General features: G+C 60.6%; 13 protein-coding genes and 1 pseudogene. 5 read left to right on the forward strand and 9 right to left on the reverse strand.

Annotation, left to right across the window (positions count from 1 at the left end; translation table 11 throughout):
• Positions 1-156: 156 nt before the first annotated feature.
• Both EOB59_RS20705 and EOB59_RS20710 read right to left on the reverse strand, forming a co-directional pair.
• The gene (locus EOB59_RS20705) at positions 157-1,806 is read right to left on the reverse strand and encodes a DUF262 domain-containing protein (RefSeq protein WP_164895704.1); all 1,650 of its coding nucleotides are present in this window, start codon (positions 1,804-1,806) and stop codon (positions 157-159) included.
• 402 nt (positions 1,807-2,208) lie between these two features.
• The gene (locus EOB59_RS20710; RefSeq protein WP_128289121.1) at positions 2,209-2,397 is read right to left on the reverse strand and encodes a hypothetical protein; all 189 of its coding nucleotides are present in this window, start codon (positions 2,395-2,397) and stop codon (positions 2,209-2,211) included.
• A 696-nt stretch (positions 2,398-3,093) separates the two neighbouring features.
• Here EOB59_RS20710 and EOB59_RS20715 point away from each other — a divergent pair.
• The 4 genes from EOB59_RS20715 to EOB59_RS20730 all read left to right on the forward strand — a co-directional run bounded on the left by EOB59_RS20715 (position 3,094) and on the right by EOB59_RS20730 (position 7,453).
• On the forward strand, positions 3,094-4,971 hold the full coding sequence (locus EOB59_RS20715) for an adenylate/guanylate cyclase domain-containing protein (RefSeq protein ID WP_127267589.1): 1,878 nt from the start codon (positions 3,094-3,096) through the stop codon (positions 4,969-4,971).
• 136 nt (positions 4,972-5,107) lie between these two features.
• Positions 5,108-6,439 (forward strand): hypothetical protein, encoded by a 1,332-nt coding sequence (locus EOB59_RS20720; protein WP_128289122.1) that lies wholly within the window; start codon positions 5,108-5,110, stop codon positions 6,437-6,439.
• 27 nt (positions 6,440-6,466) lie between these two features.
• Positions 6,467-7,063: a hypothetical protein gene (locus EOB59_RS20725; protein ID WP_127267587.1), complete on the forward strand. Its 597-nt coding sequence runs from the start codon at positions 6,467-6,469 to the stop codon at positions 7,061-7,063.
• 42 nt (positions 7,064-7,105) lie between these two features.
• Positions 7,106-7,453, forward strand: a complete 348-nt coding sequence (locus EOB59_RS20730; protein WP_128289123.1) for a hypothetical protein — start codon at positions 7,106-7,108, stop codon at positions 7,451-7,453.
• A 47-nt stretch (positions 7,454-7,500) separates the two neighbouring features.
• Here the strand turns inward: EOB59_RS20730 and EOB59_RS20735 are convergent, their stop codons facing one another.
• Positions 7,501-8,289, reverse strand: a complete 789-nt coding sequence (locus EOB59_RS20735; RefSeq protein ID WP_128289128.1) for a SapC family protein — start codon at positions 8,287-8,289, stop codon at positions 7,501-7,503.
• 142 nt (positions 8,290-8,431) lie between these two features.
• Between EOB59_RS20735 and EOB59_RS36485 the strand changes: the two genes are divergently transcribed.
• Positions 8,432-8,920, forward strand: coding sequence for a hypothetical protein (locus EOB59_RS36485; protein WP_245486686.1), 489 nt, complete (start codon positions 8,432-8,434; stop codon positions 8,918-8,920).
• A gap of 299 nt (positions 8,921-9,219) precedes the next feature.
• Here the strand turns inward: EOB59_RS36485 and EOB59_RS20750 are convergent, their stop codons facing one another.
• The 6 genes and pseudogenes from EOB59_RS20750 to EOB59_RS35325 form a co-directional block, all read right to left on the reverse strand.
• The gene (locus EOB59_RS20750; protein WP_281061727.1) at positions 9,220-9,750 is read right to left on the reverse strand and encodes a GNAT family N-acetyltransferase; all 531 of its coding nucleotides are present in this window, start codon (positions 9,748-9,750) and stop codon (positions 9,220-9,222) included.
• Positions 9,751-9,768: 18 nt separating this feature from the next.
• A complete protein-coding gene (locus EOB59_RS20755) occupies positions 9,769-11,079 on the reverse strand; it encodes a hypothetical protein (RefSeq protein ID WP_127267583.1) in 1,311 nt (436 codons plus the stop codon).
• 29 nt (positions 11,080-11,108) lie between these two features.
• The gene (locus tag EOB59_RS20760) at positions 11,109-11,633 is read right to left on the reverse strand and encodes a tail fiber protein (RefSeq protein ID WP_128289125.1); all 525 of its coding nucleotides are present in this window, start codon (positions 11,631-11,633) and stop codon (positions 11,109-11,111) included.
• A 10-nt stretch (positions 11,634-11,643) separates the two neighbouring features.
• Positions 11,644-12,150 (reverse strand): tail fiber protein, encoded by a 507-nt coding sequence (locus EOB59_RS20765; RefSeq protein ID WP_127399261.1) that lies wholly within the window; start codon positions 12,148-12,150, stop codon positions 11,644-11,646.
• 12 nt (positions 12,151-12,162) lie between these two features.
• Positions 12,163-12,663 (reverse strand): tail fiber protein, encoded by a 501-nt coding sequence (locus tag EOB59_RS20770; protein ID WP_127267580.1) that lies wholly within the window; start codon positions 12,661-12,663, stop codon positions 12,163-12,165.
• 194 nt (positions 12,664-12,857) lie between these two features.
• A pseudogene (locus EOB59_RS35325) lies at positions 12,858-20,454 on the reverse strand (S-layer family protein); the annotation flags it as partial.

The following is a 20,454-nucleotide window of genomic DNA, read 5'->3' on the forward strand; positions in this document are numbered from 1 at the left end:
GTGCCGATATGTCTGGGAGATTTACGGACGAGAAAGAGGTAGCCGACGCAATAAGCATTTTCTTTGGCACATTCTTCTCCAAACAAGATGACTGAGGAAATCGTCAAGGCGATGGATCGCTGATCCGGATGAGACGATCGGTATTAGGAGGAGACGTCATTGCAACTCCCATACGTTTAGAAGACGTTCCAGCAGTTTTTTCTGACGCGATTCCAGAACAGCCAGCGTCCAAACGGGCTCCTGCCGCACCTGACTGGTCAGTACATAAGAGCTGTCCGCGTCTTGTGCGAAATACACCGTCTTTTTGTGATCGAAATCGTAGTTGCTTGCAGCAGGATTCTTATACCTCGACAGCAATACCAGGTTGGCCAGCCGGTGCACCCACTGGCCACGCTGCTCTTGCGTTGGGAAATTCACGAGCCAGTCGCTTCCAGCATGCGGCGTTTGAGGAAGCACATGCTCGATAGTGACCAAGGCGTGATCGTAGTGCGCGGTTCCATCGGATAGCATTTCGTCGAGACGCAACAGGATCGGTCGTCGCGTGCGCTGATTCAGGTAAACGTCCCCGTTAAGAATTTGCCGAAGATCAAGTTTGTCCTGGGGGCTTAATTCGAGAGCTTGGCCCGCCAGAGGGGCTTGGCTTTCAATTTCCGTCAGCACGGACGCATAGCGCGACAGTCGTTCGTTGACGTTGGCTCGGGTGATAAAGAGAAAGTAGGCCAGCCGATCTAGGCGTTTAAGGAATTGGTCGATAGCAGCGTCATCGGCGTGATGATCGACCATGAACTTGATTGCGGGGGGCTGCCAGTCTTGGTTGTCAAGCTGGTGCAAGCCTTTGAGTAGTCGATAACGCGTCGACTTGGCCGGGTCTGGCTCCAAAATGCGCTCGAAGACTTCCGCGCTCGGCCTCAATTCACTGTCAATAAACTGCTGAGGTTGCTCAACAGGGTTCACATAATCGCGAAACTCCCTTTCGAGCGTGCCCCGCATTTTCTGCTTGCGGTGGATCATGCGTAAGTGGGCAAACAGATCGCCAAACGCAGTGCGACCGAGCCCGTCCTCCAACGCTTCCCACTTCGCGTTGTACTTGGCTTGTTCGTCCTCGGTTTCGATTGCGCCGATGACATCGGACTTAAGAATGTCGGTCGCTGTGAGATCAAGCCCTCGATCGTTCATGACCGAGAAGATGCGATAGGCAGATGCTTGGTCCGACGCTTCGACAATGACAAGGTAGCAGCGCTGGATAGCAAAGGGCAGCAGGTGCTTGCGCCCTGTCTCCGACATCTTGCCCAATATCTCACGAAAGAAATCACGATTGGCAATCATTCGCTGGCGTGCGTCAGTATCGGGTGCTTCAAGGACGCCACCCGGCTCACCTTCCTGAATGCATTTGCGGAAAAATTCGGCATCTCGCTGACGGACGGTTAGGCGAGGGATATCCCTTGTGGCGAGTAGGGCATTACCCTTCTGACGGAGAAAGACGTCAATATTAGCCTTGTCTTCATCTGACCCGGCAAGCTCGCGCAAGACGCTCATCAGGATCGTAAGCGTCGTAAGGCGCTGCTGCCCATCGACGACATCAGCCTCGGGATAGCTCGGATCCTTGATGACAACGATACTGCCGAGAAAATAGGGCGCGCGATCGGTCGGCTTATCGTCGCCAGCCGCCCAAATTAGGTCATCAAGAAGGTCGGCTGCTTGTTCGGTCGTCCAAGCATAGGGTCTCTGGTATGGCGGAATGCGAAAAACATAGTGATCACAGAAGACGTCCTTAAGCGCCTTCTCAGATGCCTTGATTGTTTCCATATTCCGTATTGCCCCCTGATACGTCATCCGGTTGATTTTGGCTGAAATGCCTTCGAAGCGGATAACAAGCGCAGTGCTGCCCTATTCCATTTTCACTTGCAACTCGATTGTTGTGCTAAGTAGTGCGTTCATCGATGGAAGGGCAGCGGGGCGTTCAAAGTGCATTGAATAGGCCAGATACACCTCTCGCCAGCGGGTCTTGTTTTGCCAGTCTGCTTTTCGCCCAATCCATCCACTCACGCAGCGACCTCTCAGCCACTATCGCCTCATGCTCGTATGACATCGCTTCCAGTTCGCCTATGAACTGGGTGACCGCTTGATTGACCTGCCGGCAGGAAGCGGCTCTGAGAGCGGAGTTACAGCGTCTAGCCAAGGAGGAAGAGGAACGGTGGCTCCGTTTCGTCACCGCGGCGCAGACATGGGCCACTTCTCTCGTTCCTGCTCCTGCTCCAAGTGCCAAGCCTTCAATATCTCGGCTCCTTCGAACAGCCGTTCGACAATCCGTGGCAACTGATCCTCAAGCGGCAGGCTGTCCGTCTCTAGGAATTCCTCATTGAAGCGGCCACGCAGATACGTCTTGATTGCAAACACGAGGCGACCGGTTCCGACAACGCTCGATCCCGCTCTTCTACGGGGACCTTGGAATGATGCACCGTTGGCTCAGGGCTCTGGCTATTGCCGATCAGGAGAATGAACGCTCCCGCTAGTTCCCTTGCGGGTCACCACGCGGTTACCGTCTCTAGCGTGCACAGGAATTTAGTGGTGTCCATCACAGTTATCCCCGTTGAAAAAGGCAACGGGAAGAGATAGCGTTCTGGCGCGCCCTGGGAGGGCATAGAGCGTACTGCTGTGAACCCCTTGGACGGCCTAATTTGTCGCTTGCCAAGGTTGGGGTCGAGCGTTCGAATCGCTTCACCCGCTCCAAATCTTCTTTTGATTTGAAAAGCATAAAGGGCCCGGGTAACCGGGCCTTTTTGCTATCTGGCGCCGGGGAGCGGGGGGGACGACGTTTCCAGCCGAAGCCGGGAACGTAGGGCTGCCCATCCGACCTGGGTGTTGAGCCTCAACAGGTTGTCCGCGGGTAGAGCGAGGCGGCTCCGGAATTTGCGTCTAGGGCGATCGATATTCCATGGATAATCGGCCAACGGCTTTCGCTTCCATTTCGCGACCATGACGGCCGAGACCGCGAATCGGGCGCGAGCGACCTCCAGCGGCGTTGGCGCCGAGCAGGTAAATCAGCTAGAACTAACTCAGGCGGAACAATTGTCTGCGATTTCAGGAGACGACATGTCCGAGGAGCATGTTGAGCGTCGGCTGGCGGCGATCCTGGCCGCGGATGTGGTCGGCTATAGCCGCCTTATGGAGGTCGACGAAGAGCACACGCTCAATCTCCTTCGGCAGCATCGACGGGAGTTCTTCGATCCGACCGTCACCAAGCACGGTGGGCGCATCTTCAAGGTGATGGGTGACGGCTTTCTTGTCGAGTTCGGCAGCGTAATTAATGCGGCGCGCTGCGCGGTCGAGATCCAGCGCGGCATGCCCGAGCGGAATGCCGGCATCCCCGAGGACCGGCATTTCAAGTTTCGCATGGGCATCAACCTTGGCGACATCATCGTCGACGGTGATGATTTCCAGGGCGACGGTGTCAATCTTGCGGTGCGGCTGCAGGGCCTCGCGATGCCCGGCGGCATTGCCTGCTCGGAAGCGGTGCGCCATGCGGTCGGCAACAAGCTGGGCGTCGACTTCGCCGATCAGGGCACCAGGACCGTCAAGAACATTGCCCAGCAGGTGCATGTCTACTTCGCCAACTGGGACCAGGGCGTGTCTTATGTCGAGACGCATGTTGCGGCCAGAACCGTCCAGACGCTGGTGCGGTCCGACAAGCCGTCGGTGGCGATCCTGCCATTCGCCAATCTTAGCGCTGATCCCGACCAGCAGTATTTCAGCGATGGCATCACTGAAGACATCATAACCGACCTCTCGAACGTCTCCGGCCTGTTCGTGCTCAGCCGCAATACAGTCTTCGCGTTCAAGGGCAGGACCGACAAGATGGAACGCATCGCCAGGGAGCTTGGCGTCGGCTACATTGTCGAGGGCAGCGTCCGCAAGGCGGGAAACCGGGTCAGGATCAATGCCGAGTTGATCGAGGGCGCCACGGACGGACACGTTTGGGCTGCCCGCTACGACCGCGACCTCACCGACATCTTCGCCGTGCAGGACGAAATCGCCAAAGCGGTCGTGGCGCAGCTCAGGGTCAAGCTCCTGCCTGAGGAGAGGAAAGCTATCGAGCAGGCGCCGACGGACAATGTGGAAGCCTATACGCATTACCTTCGAGGGCGCGATTACAGCCACATCGCGACCAGAGCCAACCACCTGATGGCCAGACAAAGCTATATCAGGGCCATTGAGCTCGATCCGGGATATGCCCGTGCCTATGCAGGTCTGGCGGTCTGCGACGTACGCCTTCAGTCGAACTACGGCTCACCGATCCATGTGGACGACATTCTCGCGACCGCGGACAAGGCCCTGGCCCTGGACGCGAATTTGGCCGAAGCGCATTCAGCCAGGGGCTTTGCCCTCTCCCTCGCCGATCGCCGTTCCGAGGCCGCGGCGGCGTTCGAACAGGCTCTTACGCTCGACGCCAATTGCCACGAGGCCAATCGTTACTATGCCGAGTTTTGCGTAACCGGCGGCCAGTTCGAGTTCGCCGCCACGTACTTCATGCGCGCGATGGAAATCAAACCGTCCGACTACGGCGCACCGGTCATGCTGGTGAACGTCTTTCGTACTCTCGGCCAACAGAACGACGCGGAGCTTTATGCACGAATCGCATTGGAGAGAGCTGAAGAGGAACTCCGTTTGCATCCCGAGAACGCCAATTGTGCCTGCCTAGGGGCTATCGTGCTGGCCTTCCTTGGTGAACGCGATAGGGCGGCCAAGTGGCTTGACCGGTCTCTGGCGATCGACCCTAACGATATCAACGTCCAATACAACGCAGCTTGTACCTATGCGTTGCTGGGGGAGTTCGAACGTTCGATCGACCTTTTGGAAGCGTGGCTGCCGCAGGCTGGCGCCGAGATGAGACTCTGGTTCAAGAACGATTCCGATTTCGCCTCTGTTCGCAGTCATCCTCGCTACCAGAAGTTGCTCCAGCTGCTGCAGTAGCGATACGCATTGTTCTTGAGTCAAATTGTCGCCGATAATCAAGAATCGGCCTTCAGGAAGATTTACCCGACAAACCAACGCCCTCGCCATCCCGCGGATATTATGTTATGCCACTAATATAACCGAGAGGTGGGGAATGGGTACCCGGTTCAGGTTGTTCGTTCAGCCTCCGTTCGAAGACCCTACGTCAAGTCCCGAGATCATTACGGTTTCTTCCCCGCGAGGCAGTGTCGGACCTGGCCCATCCGACGATCATATGTATGTCGTCGAGCCGGCCGACAAGATGCGGCCCTATGGCGTCAACCACGGTCCGTTGGGCACGCCCTTCATCTCCCTGCCGCCCTGGACGCGAGCTATCCTCGATCCGGCCATTCCCGACGAGGAAGGCAACTTCGATCACTATCAGCCCTCGACGCCCGGCTTCGAAGCAGCGCACGCGTTCGGATGCGTGCGCTTCACGCTCGACGTTTGGGAGCGTTACATCGGCCAACCGCTCGTCTGGCATTTCCACGATCACCACGACCGTCTGGAAATCTCGATCCTGCCGGATTGGGACAACGCTCAATACGGCTATGGCTTCCTCGAGCTCGGCAGCCAATTCACGAAAGACGGACGCGCGCTCCCCTTCAGCCTCGACTTCGATATTATCGCGCATGAGGTTGGCCATGCGTTCGTCTACAGCGTCCTCGGCATACCCAAGCCGGGAGCTGAGTTCCCCGAATATCTGGGCTTTCAGGAGGCCTTTTCCGACTGCGTTTCGTTGATCGCGGCCATGCATTTTCCATCCGTGATCGAAAACGTTCTGACGGTGACGCGTGGGAACCTCTACATCGCCAATCAACTCTCTCGCTTTTCGGAATTTTCACCGCACCGCCAGATACGCGAGGCCAACAACAAGCTGACGATGGCCGATTTCGCGGACGGCTGGACCGACGAGCATGCCTTGTCGCAACCTTTAACGGGTGCCGTCTTCGACATTCTGGTCGATGTCTTTCACGAGAGCTTGGTGGATCGAGGACTGATTTCGCCGGAGGCCGAAGATCTTGCCGACCTCGCCGAGATCTACCCAACCGCCGAGGCGCCGCTCCAGAAGGTCTTTGACCGCGATTTCACGCGCAATCCAGACGGTTTCGTCGAAGCGCTGCTCGACGCGCGCGATATCGTGGGTGCCTATCTCGCCGAGACACTGTGGGCTCTCGCCCCGGATTTCCTGGACTATCGTGACGTGGCGAGAACGATGCTCGCGGTCGACGACCGTGTGACCGGAGGAGAACTATCAAGCATCATCTTCCGGGATTTCGACCGAAGAGGGATTTTTCGCTACCGTGCCGGGCCTCGCCTGACGAAGCCAGACCGAAAGAGCCATGTTCATGAGGGTCGAACCGCTCGTCCACGGGATCAGGTGCGTCTCCCGGATATGAGCTATTTCGAGAAATATTGGATGTCCAGAAGTGGCGCCGAGCTTTGATCGACATTGCAGAGGATGGGGTGATCCATGATAACTGAAACCATTTTAAATACCTCGGCCATACATTTGTTCGGTAGAGTTCTTGAAGATTTGAAGCTGAAGAAGAGGATCGATGGGGGACGGCCTCCAAGACCTGGCAATAACAGATTCCTGCAGAACCAGATCGACGCCTCCGGCAGCCTGCTGGCAAGGATCTATGCATTCACCTTCGAGGCGCAGTTCTACGAGCTGGCCAGACCGACCATACTTCTTGTTCATGGGCCTGGCACCGCGGTTGATTATCCAGCTCCGGCGGACACCGATCTGAAGGTCATGAGCCGCGGTCCAAGCGACCCTGCCTATACCGGACTGTCATCGCAGATAGGCTCATTTGCCCGCGGAATGCAGGTCTGGGTGTACGACAAGAGTGACCTGACAATGCGGCTGGAGCTCGACACGGGAACGCTCGAAGATGTTCTGTTGGGTGCAGAGCTGGACCCGCATTCGTTTGGCCGGTCGGGTGGAGCAATGGGAAGATCTGGTGGTGCGATGGGGCGATCGGGCGGCGCCATGGGCAGGTCTGGCGGTGCGATGGGGCGGTCCGGTGGCGCCATGAACCGTAACGGGCGCGGCGATCTCGACTAGCGTTCCCGATTGTCATTTGAGAATGCCAAAGGGAGATGGATCATGGCAAGAGTAGATATAGTGCGCGTCGATACACCTGAAGGGAATGCTGTAAGAGCCGGAGAGCCGATTACTGTGAGCGTGACGGTCTCCCCGGATCGGGGTTGGTTTAACGACACAGAGTACTTGGTAATCGACTTTATTTATGCTGACACTTCAGACATAGCCTCATGTTTATTGATCAACGACAACGACACTAACATCGAAGACACAACAACAATTAACTTTAAGCTTAAAGCGGAATCCGGCGCTCTGACCGGAGAATACTATGTTCGGATCACAAACAATTACTTCGAGGAGACCATCGTAAGCGGCCCTCAAGACGGAACTATCACTGTTTCCTCAAGTTGATCACTTGCGCTGTTGTCACGATCAATCTAGTGCGAGCCAGGGTGAAATCAGCTTGCTGGCCGCCCCGCCTTCCGCAGCGACGCCTGATGCACCAGCGAGGTCCAGCTGTTGGTCGAGGCGAGGTGGCAATAGAGCAGGCCGAGCGCGCCGGATTTGCGCAGGTCGAGAAACGCCTCGTCGCTCAATTTGTTGAAGGCCGGCTCGTCGATCACCTGGAAATCGGTGAGGTTGAGCACCTCGCCGCCTTCCAGTGTCACCTTGCTCTGGCGTGGCGAAAACAGGCCATGCGCATCGATCTTTTCGACCATCTCGCGAGTCGCTCGGAAGTCGATCTGGAACTGGTTGCAGAAGGCGAGCGCCTGTTTGGTCGCTTCGGTCGGCTCGTTGCCGGTGAAGAACGGCAGGATCTTGTCATCGCGGGACGGCGCCAGCAACTGGTCGACGATGCGGTCGCTGGTCCGTTCGACGCACAGCGTCAGCCGGCCGGCCGATGTCGGGTCTTCGGCCAGGATGAAGGGATAGCGGCGGACATAGGCGGGGATGTAGTGCGGCGCGGTCCATTTGCCTTCGGCATCGACGAACAGGTTCTCGTTCTGGCGCACGCCGGTGATGATCACCGGCGCCTTGGCCGGGCCGATAAAGACGATCGGGTAGGAGCGCATCGCCGCCGGCATTTCCGACGCCACCACCGGAATGGCGTGCGCCGAGCGGGCGAAGCCGAAATCGCTGCGTGCAGTCAGGCCCAGCGAGCCGTGCCGCGCCGGGTTGAGCGCCTCGGGCCTCGAATAGAACAGCGGCATCGCGTCGCCCGTCACTTCCGTCTTTGCATCAGCCATCATCCGTCTCCCGCACGCCCATCAGGCTGCCAATGGTCCCGAAGCCGGGATCTATGCTTGTTTGCGCTGATCTTGGGTCGAAAGGAATCCCGCGCAGGAACAAAGTACTACAGCGTCTCTCGCGCGCATAAAAGGACAGGCGGTGCTGTATTTTGGGATTGCGGCGGTCGATTGTCTTCGGGAACACGACCCCAGCCTGCCCGCCTCTGGACAGCTTGCGGCGAAGCGGCGACAGTGCCTCCACTGGAGCAATTCCAGGAAAAGTGTGGAGCGGTTTTCCCCTGGCAATTGCGAACAAACAAAAGCCGGATCAGCGATCCGAACGCTGAACCGCTCCAGCGGACAGATTGAGGCAAACGGGATGGCGTCGGTATCGGATTTCGAGCAGGGACAAACCTTCACCATCGAAGCCGGGGGCCAGCAAATCCCGCTCGAACTGAGCGCGGTCAAGCCCATCGCCGCCAGCCCGCGCCCGGGCGGCGGTTTCTCGCTGCTGTTCAAAGGCCCGCGCGACATCGCACTGCCGCAGGCGACCTATCTTTTTACCGGGGAAAGCGGCAGCCACGAGATCTTCATCGTGCCGGTCGCCGCCGATGCGACGGGGCGGCTGTACGAGGCGGTGTTCAATTAGGACCCAGTTTTGGGCTTCATGCAGGCCTATCGCATCGTGACAGGGCCTAATGCGACAATCCTTGCCGCCGGCGCCGCCCCTCACTGTCCTGCCGGACATCTCTCCCCGTAAACGGGGCGAGAGTGGCTGGCTGCGACGCCGGCGCCTTTCTTGCAACGCTGGAGATTGGCGAAATCCGCGATGAAAGCGTCCCTCTCCCCGTCACTATATGGGGAGAGGATGCCGGCAGGCAGGTGAGAGGCAGCGCAAACGATGACCATAGACAATGATCGCATCTGCCAACAAATCGGTTCCGACGATCATAGATCGTCGCCCCCCGGCGGCGCACAGGCCATCAGGTCATAAACGCCCTTGTCCTCGACGACCGCGAAGCCGAGCGCGACATAAAGCCGTCTCGCCGGATTGTGCTTCTCGACATGGATCGACGCTGATTTGCCGGCTAACCATGCCTCGTCGATGAGGTCGCAGAGCAGCGCGGTGCCGTAACCCTTGCGGCGATGATGCGGCAGGAAGGCGATGTCGATGATGCGGTGCTGGGTTGGCCAGCGCTCGATATAGAGTCGGCCGATGTCTTCGCTATCGCGTTCCACCACCAGCCAATCGGCCTCGGGATAGTGTTTTCGGTAATGCGCGTGCTGGGCCTGGAACTGCATGCCGAGGAATTCGGCCTTCTGCGCCTCGCTCCACGACGTCACCGCGAGTTCTTCGAAGCGGGTCGAGGCATAGAGCCGCGACAGGAACGGCAAGTCCGCCTCCACTGCCGCACGAAAGCGGAGCCCGGCCGTGTCAGACCGGGGCCAGACCGGACGGGCCTGCTTGCCTTCCGCCACGCTGCCGGAAATCAACCGTCAGACCGGCGGCGTCAGGTCGCGCACGACGACGATCTGCTTGAGATTGTTGTCGGTCAGCGACGTCCAGTTATACTCCCATTCGGAACTGTCGACGCCCATCTGGTTGATCGTCCACAGCCCGTTGGTGCCGTCCGGCATGAGCGCCAGGCTGAACAAAGCGAGCCGGCCGTCGGCATTGTAGTTGAGCGTCAGGCGCGTCGAGCGAAGGGATGCGCCGAAATCGCGCCATCCCGACCAGTTCTGGGTATAGGCATCCCATTGCGCGTTGAATTGGAGGAAGTGCTGCTGGTCGGCCGCCACCAGCACGATATCGCCATCGCCCTGGATGCCGGCGGCAAGCGCCTGGTTGGGCGCCCTGGAGTAGCCGGGTGTCGCCCACTGCGTCCACGTATCCGATCCGGCGGGCATCTGGCGCGTGTGCAGCACCTGGCCGTTCTGGGTCAGGGCGAACAAATTGGTGGCGCCCAATGGACCGATGACCGGCGCCATCTCGATGAAACCACCTGTCTGGGTCGTGTCGATCTGCACCCAACCCGTCCAGTCGGCGGCCTTCAAGGCCTGCGCCTTCGCCTGTTGGCAGCGATAGAGATGCAGGTTCGAATTGATGCCGAACAGCGCGATGCGGCCGTCACCCTGGCGTATCGCCGAAACCGTCACCAGGCCGCCGGGGATCTGGATCCAGTCGCTCCACGGTTTGGCCGGCGGTGTCAGCACGTCGACGGTGACGACGATCGGTGTCGTCGTGCCGGGCGGCGTGATGGTTTTCTGCACCTGCACGATCTGGTCCGGATTCTGGTAGATCCACCAGATGCGGCCCTGATTGTCGGTGACGAAGACCTCGATGCGGCCATCGGCATCGCGCGCCATCGAAAGCTTCTGATAGGAGGTGGCGCCGGGCGGCGTGCCGATGCTCATCGGCGCGGTCCATTTCTCGACCGGGCCGATCTGGTTGGCGTCTTCGGTGATGAAGGACAGATTGGTGGTTCCCGATGGCTGCGCGACCACGGCGACACGGCCGTCCTTGGTGAGGCCCGCCGTCATGATCACCCAGGCGCCGGGCGCGATGAACGACCAGGCCGAGGGCCATGGCCCGTTCGGCGAAAGCTGCGCCTTCTGGATCAACTGCCCCTTGGCGGAATCGATCCCCACCACCATCAGCCGCGACAGTTCGAAAAACGACGTGCCGGCCGGCTTGTGCTGGAAAATGGGTGGAGGGCTGGACGGCGCCGGGCGGGCCCTGGAAGCCGCTTTCGGCGCCGGCGTCTTCGCTGCGGGGACCTTCGACTTCGGTTCTGCGTTCTTGGCCATCGTACGGTCCTGCCCTTTCGGTGCGGAATTCAGCTTCTTGGCGGGAAGACGCCCTGCAGCGCGATGCAGAAATAGCAGGTGAGATAGGGCTGCATGTTGTTGTGCGGCTGGTCGCCGCCGGCAGGGGGGAGCGCTTGAGGGCTCATCTGCGTCAGGTTGGCCGCCGGGGTATAGATTGTTGCGTTGGTGGATTTGGCCAGGCTTCGCGTCGATGACGGCGCATTGAGTTCGCCCAGGTCGATGTCATGGTCGCGCATCGCGTGGGTGTGGTTAGGAATCTCCGATTCGAGCAGGCTTACCGTTTCCGTACCGCCGGTCTCGCCGAGATCGTGCAGCGAAAGCCCTGGTCCTTGCCCCGGGTGCATCGGCAAGCGGCCCTGAAGGTCGGGCAAAGCAAAATTGCTTTTGCCATTGCCGCCATAGGTCGTGCCCAGCAACGAGAACAATGCCGTGTTCTGCGACAGCGGCAGCAACTGCCCGTCGCACCACGCCCAGCCCCTGGGCGCGAAATAAAAGGGGAAGATTCGGATTTCGGCGACGAACGGGTCAGCCATGATGTCCCTCTCAGGTCGGCGACGGAAAGATGCCGAAAAGTGAAATGATAAAGCTGATGCAAAGATACGGCTGGAAATTGTTGTGCGGCTGGCTGCCGCCAACGGCTGTTACAGCCTGCTGGGCCATGTCGGTATCGGTCGTGTCCTGGATGTAGGGCAAGGCGCCACCGCCAATCTGTGCAACGACCTTCCCGCTGGGACTTGTATCTTGACCAATGTTCAGGGACGCGACCATCGGATGGCTGTGTGAAGGAATCTGGGAAATTGTCAGATTGACTTCCTCCACGCCTCCCGTCTCCGCAAGAATAAAGCCGCTGCCCTGATGGAGCGGAACACGGCCTTGCAGGTCGGGCAGCGCGAAGGTGCTCTGGCCATCGCCGCCATAGGTCGTGCCAATCAGCTGGAACAGTGTCTCGTTCTCCGAGATCGGCAGAAGCTGTCCCTCGCAGAACATCCAGCCGGCCGGCGCAAAATTGCCGGCAAACATGCGTATCTCACCAACATAAGGCTGTGCCATGATCGCGCCTCCTTAATTCGGCGAAGGGAAAATGCCCTGCAGGGCAATGCAGAAGCTCAGCGTCAGGAACGGCTGCATGTTGAGATGTGCCTGACTGCCGCCGACACTGGTAATTGTGCTCGGGCTCAGCGTCGTCACGTTCGCGAAATCGCTATACAGCCGCCCCGGAACCACCCCCAAAACGTTCCCCGCACCATCCTGGCTGCTACCGGTGTTTGTGCTTGCCTGCGCAAAGTGAACGTGTGTCGGTATTTCGGAAATCGACAGCGTATGGCTTTGCTCGCCACCGCGCTCGCCTAGTGTGTGACCGCTCCCAACGTGGATCGGGATACGTCCCCTATAATCGGGCAGCGCGAAATTGACTTGGCCGTCACCGCCGAAAGTGGTTCCGAGCAGTGAAAATAGCGCCTGGTTCTGGTTGATCGGCAAAAGCTGCCCGTTACAGAGCGCCCAACCCTTGGGCGGGAAGACAAAGGACATAATCCTGATTTCCGATAGAAATGGCTCGGCCATGTCTCGCGCCCTTATTAGATATCAGAAGAATACACGGAACGACATAGAAGTCTACTTGGGTTTCTAACAAACCGAGTACTATTATAAAATAATAGACAGTATTTAAATAACGAGAGGCGCAGGAAGGCAGTGTATACCCAAGGTTGTAGATCGTCGCACCAAATGGTGGCCTTTCTACCTCATCAACGTAGCCATCATGGGAACGGCGGCGTGGCAAGCCCGGTAAATCCGCTCGTTTGCGCCGTCGCGGTAGATGCAGAAACAACTGTATTGCGGCCGTTCAGATAAGCGATCACGGCAGCAGTATCCATGGCGCCCCCAGCATAGCCGCTAAGGTTGATCGTCCCGTTGTTGCGCTGACGTACCCGGATGTCACCAGCCGCCATGGTGCCGCCAAGCGAATGCGTAAAGATGTTCGCGAGCGCGCCGGCGCCGCCTATGCTCAGATCGACGGATGCACCATTTCCCTCCGGGTCCGTGACGGCTGACTGGACGAGAATGCCAGCAACTGCATCTCCGGTCCCATCCAGTTTGATGTCAATCGCGTTGCCGGTTATCTGGGCCAGGATGCTGCCGGCGCCGTCCTGTCCGGCCTGGACAAGGATAGCACGTTGCGTACCGGCATAGTCGATGGAGTTGTTTTTGATTCCGACCCGCATGGCGCCGCCGCCGGCATTGAATACGGATATGCCATCCGCTATCAGCCCGTTTGCGACCGTGATGGTATTGCTTTCAATTCGAGCGTCAAAAGTAAAGCCGTTGTCGAACGCCGACCCGAGCAGGCTCACCACGACGAAGTCGCCCGCCGCCGTGCTGCTCAGCGTGTTGCCGGTGGCGACGAGGCTCACATCGCTGTTGTCCCCGGCGCTGACGGACAGCTGATCGTTGTTGCTGCTCGAAGTGCTGTTGATGACGTTCAGGTTCATTGTGGAGTTGTCGAATGCATCGGCGACGATGCCACCGCTGAAGTTGTTGCTCGAATTGGCACCCGAGAAGTTGATCGTGGCGTTCGACGTTCCACGGATGCCGAACAGATACCCGCTGCCAAGCACGGCGCCAGTCGAGCTGCCGCCTGAAATCGTCAGCGCGAGCGTGCCGGACTGGGTCTGCAGCTGGAAGTTGTCGTCGCCGCTGCCTGTGATCGTGGTGTTGGTGACCGCGCTGGTGCCGGACATGTTGTAGAAATGGATGCCATCTTCGTCCGCTCCATTGCCCGCATTCGATATGCTGCTGTTGCTGAGCGTGAAGTTCGAAACGGTATTACCGTTGATGCCTTGCTCGGCGCCGCCCGAAATGGCGATCCGGTCCAGCGTCGCCGTAGAGACGTTTTGAAGGTGGATGGCCGCGTTGGTCGTGAGGTTGTCACCAGTCGAAAGCCCCGAATTGTCGGCATCGAGATCGTCGGTGCCGGCATTGGTGAAATTCATGTTCTTCAGCGTGATGTTGCTCGCGCTGATGAAACTGGCGCCGCGCCCGGTTGTGTTCTGAATTGTGCCGCCCGAGCCGGCGGTGGTGCCGACACCTGTAACGGTCAATCCACCCGAGCCTGTATTGTTGAGCACGATGCCGTTGGTGCCGCCATTCGCCGAAATGCTCTGGAAATTAAGCCCGCTGGCGCCGATATTCGTGTTGACGACGTTGAGCGCCGTGCCTGTGCCGGAGGTGATCGTGTTGCCGGTGCCCTGCACCGTCACCGTGCCGCCGCCCGTGGCGCTGAAGCCGCCGCCGCTCGTTGTGTTGATAATCAGCCCGCCATTGGTGAAGTTGATGGCCGCGCCGGGGTTGCTGGTCAGGATGACGGCGGCGTTGACGCCGGTCGAGAGCGTCTTGACCGCGCCGCCGAAGTTGATCGTGCCGCCGGCGTTGCTGAGCACGGCAATGCCCAGCCCGCCGTCGTTGCGAGTGATCGTGCTGGCGCTGTCGAAATTGACCGAGCCGCCGGCCATGCCGCGGATGTTGGCGACATTGCCGCCAGGGTTAGTGATGTCGACATTGTTCAGGTTGACGACCGCGCTGACGTCGTCATTGCCTGGCGTGCCCTGGTCGCCATCGACGACGAAGGCATTGTTCGCAGCCCCCGCGTCGGTCTGGATGGCGACATTGTTGAAAGTGTAGGTGCCGGTCGCATTGTTGGTCGAATCGCCGAGAATGGTGATGCCGGCCGTGCCCGTCAGGCTGGCATTGTTGACGGTGACGCTGCCCGCCGCGCCGTCGATCACGATGCCGGTGCCGCCGGTGTCGTTGAGCCCGTTCGCCACGGCAGTGGTGAAATTCACCGAACCGCCGGCGGTGTCGGCGACGACGATCATGCGCTGGCCGGCGGTGGCTTGCGTGATCGTGCCGGCATAGGTGACGGTGGCGGTGCCGCCATTGACGTTGAACGCCGTGCCGCTGGGGCTGATGATCGAGGTGCTGGTGCCGAAATTGAACGTGCCGCCCGAGCCGTTGAGGATGTCGACGCTGGCATTGCCGCCATTCAGCGTCGTCGTGCCGACGAAACTGTAGATGCCGTCCGCATTGTCGAACTGCAGGCCGGTGCCGTTCGTCGCCGACAGCGTACCGGTGGCGAAGTTGAGCGTGCCGCTGTGCCCGCCCGCGACGCTGACCAGGGTGGCATTGTTCGACTGGCTGACATTGCCGGTATAGTTGAGGTTGGCGGTGCCGCCGCTGACAGCGATGGTTGCCGCGCTGCCGCCGACCAGCGTGCCGGCGCCGAGATTGATCGTCCCCAACCCGATGACGTTGGTGAGGACGACGGCGCTGTTGCCGCCGGCGCCGTTGCTGGTCGAGGGAAAATTCATGCCGGTGGCCGCGACGGTGACGCCGCTCAGGTTCATCGCCACACCGGTGCCTGTGGCGATGGAGTTGCCCACGCCGGTGACGCTGATCGTGCCGGAGCCCGTGGCATTGAAGCCGGCGCCTGCCGAGGTCACGATCGCCAGCCCGCCGCCGTTGAAATTGACCGTCACCGGGGCGCTGTTGCCGGCAATATCGACGCCAAGCCCGCCGCTGCTCATGCCGATGGCGTAGCTGGCGCCGCTGATGTTGTAGGTGCCGCCGGTGTTGGCGGTGATCGATATGCCGGTGCCCCCGCCGGTAAAGCTGTTCGAGGCGCCGGACACCGTCACCGTGCCGCCTGCATTGTTGTTCAGCGATACGCCCAGCCCGCTGGCCGTCAGATTGCCGTTCAGGGCGACGAGGCCGGCGCCGGCAAGCCGGCTCTGGACATTCAGCGCCGGACTGAATGCGCCCGAATTGTTGACCGTGCCCGAATAGCTCACGGCAGCCGTGCCGCCGACGACATTGAACGACGCGCCCGTTGCGCCGCTCAGCGCACCAGTTCCAAGTCCAACAATACCCGTGACATCGGTCAGGCTGACATTGTTGATGCCACCGGCCGACGAGGTCGAATCGAGCGCGATGGTGGCGGCGACACCGGAGAGATTGATCGCTGTGCCGCCGGTTGCGTTCACCGTCTGGGCGGCAGCCGTAGCGGTGATGCTCATCGTGCCGGCGGTACCAAGGATGCCGGTGCCCGTGGTGGTGTCGACGGTGACGCCGCCGGTGAAGTTGATCGTGCCGCCACTCTGCGAAATGCCGACGCCGCTGGTCGTGTCGATGTTGGCGAGGCCGGAGATGTTGAGCGTACCGCTCGCCACCTGAATGCCGCCGCCGCTGGTCACGGTGTTGCCCAGCGTCATCGTGTTGAAGTTGAACGTGCCGGTGTTGCCGGCGTTGATTGCCATGATGCCGCCGGTCGCCGCCGCGGTGACGGTGGTGTTTCCGGTGACGGTGAACGTACCCGCGACGCCGTCAAAGATGATGCCGCCGCTGCTGCTGCCGGTGGAGGTGACGGTGCCCAGCACCAGGTTGACGGTCAGCGGATCAAGATCGAGTGCGGCGCCGCCGCTGGTCGAGACGGTGCCGCTGCTGCTGTTTAGCGTGAAATTGGTAGTCTTGGTGTTGGCGACCACGCCAGTGCCGGCAGTGTTGAAGACGATGAATGCGCCGAGATCGACCGTGCCGCTGGTGTTGGTGAAGCTGAGGCCGTTGCCCTGGACCCGCGCGCCTGGCGTGCCGACGCCGAGCGTGCCGGCACTGACGGTGCCACCGGCGCCATCGGAATCGAAGCGGACATTGTTGAAGGCGATGCCGCCGCTGCCGGCGCCCCCGGTCGCCGTGTTGCCGGCAAACGACCTGATCGCGATCGAGTTCAGGTCGGCATCGACGTTCTGGCCGGTGAACGACGCAGCCAGTCCGGACGCGGTCGACCTGAGCGTGTTGCCGTCGATCGAAAGCAGAAGCGTATTGGCCGGAGCTCCCGTGGTGGAGAAATCGAGCGCGTTGCCGCCGGCGGTGATGGTGTTGTTCCTGACGAAGAAACTGGAGGCGCCGGTCGCGTTGACGGCAACGCCCGCACCGGAACCGAGATTGCTGACGATCAGGTTCTGGATGCCGCCCGTGAAGATGCCGCTGCCTGATGACGCCAGATTGATGACCTGCGTGGCGTTATTGCTCTGCAGGACCGGCCGCAGCGTGTCGATGCCCGCCGGCGCCGCGATGATCGGCGAATTCTGCACCGTGGTGAAGTGGAACGCCGGCGACGCGCCGGCGCTGGTGTCGACCCCAAGCTGCGAGACATCGATCGCCGCGTCGTTGCTCTTGAAGGCGAGCAGCACCTGTCCGTCATCGAGCTGGAACGACGTCGCGCCGAGGTCGATCGTCGCCTGGCCGCCGTCGACGGTCTTGTCGATCAGCACAATGACATTGGCCGAAGACGTCTGGGCGTTGGCGTAGGTGCCTGGATTGAGCAGACTGCCGTCGCCAAGGGCGGTGGCATCGGCCGTGACATAGTAGACCTTGTAGGAGGACAGGTTCGAAATGTCGCCATCGAAATTGACGTCGTTGAAATTGTAGTCGCCGTTGGTCGGCAAAGTGTCGGTGGCGTGGATGACCTGGCCGCCTGTGGTCTTGATCGACGATTCGGCCGGGCCGGCGCCGTCGCCGAACACGAGCTGGGCGTTGGTGGCGCTGGAGAACTGGACCCCATAGCCGACATTTTCGATCTTGGAGGTCTGTCCCGCCGGATTGTTGTTGACCGTGTCGCCGAGCTGGATCGTGCCGGTGCCGGTCGTGCCGGCCATGTCGATGCCGATCGTGCCGGCAAAACCGCCGCCGTCGACGTCGAAATCGCCAGCGGTGATGTTGCTCGCGCCGAGCGACGCGCCGTTGAGGTCGAGGCCGATCGTGTTCGCCGCGCCAAGCCCGATGTTCAGGCTGGCGAAATTCAACGTCGAGCCGAGCGTGCCGGAAATGTCGACACCGCGCGCATTGGCACCGGTGATGCCTAGCAGGTTGACCGTGCCGAGATCGATTACGCCGCCGCTGACATTGTTGAGCGATATGCCGATCGCCGCGCCATTGACCGAAATCGTATCGAACTTGATACCAGCGGCGCCGACCGTCGCGCCTGTCGCCCCGGCGACGACCGCCGTCGCGTCGCCAAGCTTCAGCGCCGTGCCGCCGTTCGTGGTCGTGATGGTGTTGCCGGCGCCGGTGACGCTGACTGTTCCCGAACCGAAGGTGCTGGCGGTGAAGCCGGCGCCGCTGCTGGTGGTGATGACAAGGCCGCCATTGGTGAAAGCGAGAGTGCCCTTGGTCTGCGGGTCCATCACGTACGACGGTGCCTTGACGATGGCATCGTTGGCGCCGGTGTTGAATATCTTCGACGTGCCGGAGAAGGTGACCGTGCCGTTGGCCGAGCCGCCGATGGCGACACCCTCGCCACCGCTGTGATCGATGGTGCTCGAAATATCGTATATGCCTTCGGCATGGCCAAAGAAGTCGAAGGCCGTCGATGACGTGGTGGAAACGACGGAACCGCTCATGTTCAGACGGGTCGCATCGCCGCTGGCGCTTATCACCGATCCCGCACCGACCGTGATCGAACCTTTGTAGGTCAGCGTGGTGAAGGCCAGGTCATTGCCGCCGCCGAGGCTGATAGCCGAGAGGGTGGTGTTCGTGATGCTGGCGCTGCCGTTGATGCCGACGTTGACGGTCCCGCCCTGCGAGCTCTGTATGATGCCGAACTGGCCGCCATCGATGGTCAGGGTGGATCCGGCGACATTGGCGATGTTGACGGTACCAACCTCGGGACCGCCGATATTGAACCCGGCATATTGGACGTCGAGATCGATCGTCCCGGTGAAATTGACCTCTCCGGTGCCACTCAGGGCGTACAGCCAGGCGCCGGTGTATCCAGTATCCCTCAGGCCGCCGATGTTGACATCCCCGACGAGATTGGCGCCCAACAGCGTCACTCCGGCACCGCCGGGGTCGCCGGGAAGGGGGATCGTGGAGTCCGCCGAGATGCTGTCGAAGGTAATGCCGGCGCTGCCGACATTGGCACCATACACAGCAAGCCCGTCGCTGCCGGCATTGATCTTGTTGCCCGCGCCGGTGACGGTAATAATGGTGGAGGTTGCGCCAGCCGGGCCTAAATCGCCAATTGCGACGAAGCCCGCCCCGGCCATTGTCGATATATCAAGGCCGCCATGGGTGAAGTCGATCGTGCTGTTGGTATTGAGTGCCGGGGCGCCTAAGCCGTAATTGCCAATGATGCCCAAGCTCACGCCGTCCGTCGCGCCCGAGCTGATCACCTTGCTGGTGCCCGAGAAGGTGATCGCGGCTGCGTCGTTACCGGCAACGACGATGTTGCCGCCGGCGGACGCATTGGTATCGGCCAGATTACCCGACAGCGTCACCGAGCCACCGGTCATGCTCTGGATCGACGCCGCGGCGCCCGTTCCGTTGCTGGCAATCGTGCCGCCATAGGAAATCGTCGCGTTGCCACCGCTGCCGGCGATCGTCGAGCCGACATTGAACGACGTGCCCGAACCGGTGTTGGTCAGCGTACCGGTGCCGAAGCTTGCCGTGCCGGCCAGGTTCTGCAGGTCGATGCCGCTGCCGGAAGCGAATGTGGCACTTGTCGAGGCGAAGTTGATACCGGCCGTGATGCCGTCGAGCGCCACCGCCTGCGCGTTGGTGGCGTTGATCGTGCCGGTCACGACATTGACCGTGCCGCCGCCGATGGCGCTGAACGCTGTCACGCCCGATGTGGTGATGTCCAGATCGGCGAAGGTGACCGTAGAGCCAGCGTTGTTGGTGAGCGAGGCGCCATTGCCGTTGACTGTGACCTTGTCGGTGAAGTTGATCGTGCCGCCGGTGCGGTTGGCGATCGAGATGCCGCCGCCGGTCAGCGTGCCCGCCGGTCCGCTGTTGGGCAAGGTGCCGCGCGTGACCGTGATGTTGCCGGCGCCGCCATCGACGTCGAGCAGCGTGCCGGCGACGTTGACGTTGTTGTCCGTGATCGACAAATTGCTGTCGAGACCGGCGACCTTGAACGCCGTCTGGCCGGTGGCGACATTGCTGACGGTGACGCCCTGGATGACGATGCCGCCGACATTGCTGAAGCCGCCGGCATTCTGGTCGATGGTGAAGACCGAACCGCTGCCGCCGGTGAAGTCGAATGCGGTGTCGCGCACCTGGTTGCTGCCGAGCAGCTGCAACGTATCGCCGCCCGTGCTCTTGACCACGCCCTCATTGCCGGTGACGTTGCCGCCGGTGGCGCCGAGATTGCCCTGGACATTGATCGGCTGGATGGTGCCGGAGGTGATGATCGAACTGCCGTTGCCGAAGCCGGTGATCGACTGGCCCGAATCGAGCGTGAACGGCGTGGCGCTCAGATCGACCGTGCCGACAAAGGCGAAGGTCAGTGTGCCGGTCATGGCA

It is taken from the genome of Mesorhizobium sp. M7A.F.Ca.MR.176.00.0.0 (assembly GCF_004023165.1).
Lineage (GTDB): Bacteria > Pseudomonadota > Alphaproteobacteria > Rhizobiales > Rhizobiaceae > Mesorhizobium.